This is a genomic window from Actinomadura sp. BRA 177 (genome assembly GCF_013372625.1).
GTDB lineage: Bacteria > Actinomycetota > Actinomycetes > Streptosporangiales > Streptosporangiaceae > Spirillospora.
The window spans coordinates 1-2,647 of sequence record NZ_JABXFD010000440.1 but is presented as its reverse complement, the minus strand read 5'-3'; the positions used below and the strand labels follow the sequence as shown (position 1 = coordinate 2,647).

The window sequence follows — 2,647 nt, the reverse complement described above, 5'->3', positions numbered from 1 at the left end:
CGCGGCTGTGGCTGCGCCGGTGTTGTACACTAGCCTCTGCGTCGGCGTGGTCAGATGTGTAGAAGAGGCAGGCCCGGGCGCCGCGCGGCCCGCTGTCGCAGGCCGTGCTCACCGCCCTGCGGGACGGGACGCCGCCCGGCGACCCGGCCCGCCTCCCCACACCGGACGCCGCGGCGTCCGCCGACCCCTACGGCGACGACCTGCAGCTGGCCCTGCACACCTGCTACGAACTGCACTACCGCGGCTTCGCCGGCGTCCACCCCGGCTGGGAATGGGACCCGGCGCTGCTGCGGCTGCGCGGCGCCCTGGAGGCGGTGTTCCTGGACGCGCTGCGCCGCGCCACCCCCGCCGGCGACGACGTCGACGCCGCGCTGCAGGAACTGCTGGTCGAACCGGCCGACGCCCGCGGCGTCTCCCACCACCTGCGCGACCACGGCGAACTGTGGCAGATCCGCGAGCACGCGGCGCTGCGGTCGGTGTACCACCTGAAAGAGGCCGACCCGCACGCCTTCGTGATCCCGCGGCTGCACGGCCCCGCCAAGACCGCGCTGGCCGCGGTGGAGAACGACGAGTTCGGCGGCGGCCGCCCCCACATGATCCACCAGGGCCTGTACGCCGGGCTGCTGGACGACCTGGCCCTGGACCCCTCCTACGGCGCCCACGTGGACGCCGCCCCCGCCGCGATGCTCGCGACCGTCACCATGATGTCGCTGTTCGGGCTGCACCGCTCGCTGCGCGGCGCCCTCGTCGGCCACTTCGCCGCCGCCGAGATCACCACGGCGCCGTCCGCCCGGCGGATGGCCGCCGCCCTGGAACGCCACGGCGCCGGACCCCGCGCCCTGCTGTTCTACACCGAGCACATCGAGGCCGACGCCGTCCACGAGCAGGTCCTGCGCCACGACGTGATCGGCGCGCTGCTGGCCGCCGAACCCGCCCTCGCCGCCGACGTCGTGCTGGGCGTGCGGGCGACCGGCCTGCTGGAGGACCGCCTCGCCGCACACCTGATGGACGCCTGGCGGGCCGGGCGGACGGCACTGCGCCGCCCCCTGCCCGCCAACCCGCCCGAGGGGGAGGCACGATGATGCTGCTGCGACCACCGGGGGTGTACCGGCCGCAGTCCGACACCTCGCTGCTGACCGGCGCACTGAGCCGGACCCTCGCCCACACCGGGCTACCCGCGGGCGCACGGGTGCTGGAACTCGGCACCGGCACCGGCGCGGTCGCCCTGTCCGCGGCCCGCGCCGGCTGCGACGTCGTCGCGGTCGACGTGTCGGCGCCCGCCGTCCTGACCGCGCGGATGAACGCGCTCCTGCGGGGCCTGCCCGTCCGGGTGCTGCGCGGCGACCTGTTCACGCCGGTCGCCGGCGAGCTGTTCGACGTCATCGTCGCCAACCCCCCGTACGTCGCCGGCGACGCCGACCCGCGGCACGTGCGCGGCCGGGCCCGCGCCTGGGAGGCCGGGCCCGACGGCCGCGCACTGCTCGACCGGATCTGCGCGCTGGCCCCGCGCCACCTGGCGCCGTCCGGGACGCTGCTGCTGGTGCACTCGGCGCTGAACGGCGTCGCGGCGACCCTGGTGTCACTGCGCGCCGCCGGGATGCGGGCGTCGGTGGTGGCCCGGCACCGCGAGCCGTTCGGGCCCGTGATGCGGCGCCGCGCGGCACGGCTCGCCGCCCGCGGCCTGCTGGGGCCCGGCCAGCGGCACGAGGACCTGGTCGTGGTCCGCGCCGACCCGATCGCGGCGCGGAGCGGCGGCACCGAGGGCGGGGAGGGACATGCCCGCGAACACCAGCCCGCCTGAACCCGATGGCCCGCCTGAACCCGGCGGCGCCGCGGGCGGGGACCGGGAGCGGCGGCGGGTGCGGATCGTCAAGGGCGGCCCGATGCTCGTGGAGGGCCCCGTCGAGGTCGTCCTGGACGACGGCTCGACGGCCGTGTCCGACCGGTGGCTGGTCGCGCTGTGCACCTGCCGGCGCAGCCGCTCCTACCCGTTCTGCGACACCAGCCACCGCTGCCGCGTCCGCGCGTCCCGCACCACCCCGGAGGACACCCCGGAGGACGACGGCACCTAGCACGGCGTAGCCGTCACCCGGCGCGGACGAGGCCGGCGCCGGGTGACGGGTGACGGGTGTGGCGGGTCAGCCGCCGAGGCTCTCCAAAGCCACGTCCAGGCGCTGGGCCAGGGCCTCGATCTGCTCCTCGTTGGCGCCGGTGTCCAGTTCGGCGATCACGGCGTCCCGCGTGGTGATCACCATCGCGTCCTCGGGCCCCCCGCCGCGGCTGGGATCGGTGGGGACGACGGTGGCGCGGCCCCCGACGACGACGAGCGCGGCGTCGCGGTCGGCGGAGCCCAGCAGGGTGTGCAGGTGGTCGGAAGTGATCGTCGGCATCGGGTGACCTCCAAGCGTGCGGTGGACGGTGACGGGCGGGCGCGGCGCGGTCAGGGCCTGCGGCCCACGCCGGTGGCGAACTCGCGGGCACGGGCCGGGCCGCCGGTCCCCGGCGCCAGCGGCGGGGTGTCGAGCCCCGCCCCCCCCCGCAGGCCCTCCAGGAACACGGTGAGCGCCGCGCGGGCCCTGTGCGCGGGCGTTGACGCGAGCTCGGTGCGGGCCCGCGCGGTGACCATGACAGGGGCATCCATGAGCAG

Annotated in this window: 4 protein-coding genes and 1 pseudogene; 3 read left to right on the top strand and 2 right to left on the bottom strand. The window is 77.0% G+C overall.

Features of this window, described 5'->3' with window-relative positions; all coding sequences use genetic code 11:
* Positions 1–104: 104 nt before the first annotated feature.
* Genes HUX53_RS26435 through HUX53_RS42660 form a run of 3 tightly spaced genes read left to right on the top strand, consistent with a single transcriptional unit; the run spans position 105 to position 2,072 of the window.
* Positions 105–1,082, top strand: coding sequence for an iron-containing redox enzyme family protein (locus HUX53_RS26435; protein ID WP_309237439.1), 978 nt, complete (start codon positions 105–107; stop codon positions 1,080–1,082).
* On the top strand, positions 1,079–1,801 hold the full coding sequence (locus HUX53_RS26430; protein WP_176405929.1) for a HemK2/MTQ2 family protein methyltransferase: 723 nt from the start codon (positions 1,079–1,081) through the stop codon (positions 1,799–1,801). The genes HUX53_RS26435 and HUX53_RS26430 overlap by 4 nt, the downstream gene beginning before the upstream one ends.
* A complete protein-coding gene (locus tag HUX53_RS42660; RefSeq protein ID WP_176405928.1) occupies positions 1,776–2,072 on the top strand; it encodes a CDGSH iron-sulfur domain-containing protein in 297 nt (98 codons plus the stop codon). The genes HUX53_RS26430 and HUX53_RS42660 overlap by 26 nt, the downstream gene beginning before the upstream one ends.
* 66 nt (positions 2,073–2,138) lie before the next feature.
* Here HUX53_RS42660 and HUX53_RS26420 read toward each other — a convergent pair whose 3' ends face one another.
* The gene (locus HUX53_RS26420) at positions 2,139–2,390 is read right to left on the bottom strand and encodes a hypothetical protein (RefSeq protein WP_176405927.1); all 252 of its coding nucleotides are present in this window, start codon (positions 2,388–2,390) and stop codon (positions 2,139–2,141) included.
* A gap of 50 nt (positions 2,391–2,440) precedes the next feature.
* Positions 2,441–2,647, bottom strand: a pseudogene (locus HUX53_RS26415) (NAD-dependent epimerase); the annotation flags it as partial.

Coding starts and splice junctions, on each gene's coding strand:
- HUX53_RS26430 (WP_176405929.1), top strand. CDS start 1,079: ATGATGCTGCTGCGACCACCGGGGGTGTACCGGCCGCAGTCCGACACC.
- HUX53_RS26420 (WP_176405927.1), bottom strand. CDS start 2,390: ATGCCGACGATCACTTCCGACCACCTGCACACCCTGCTGGGCTCCGCC.
- HUX53_RS42660 (WP_176405928.1), top strand. CDS start 1,776: ATGCCCGCGAACACCAGCCCGCCTGAACCCGATGGCCCGCCTGAACCC.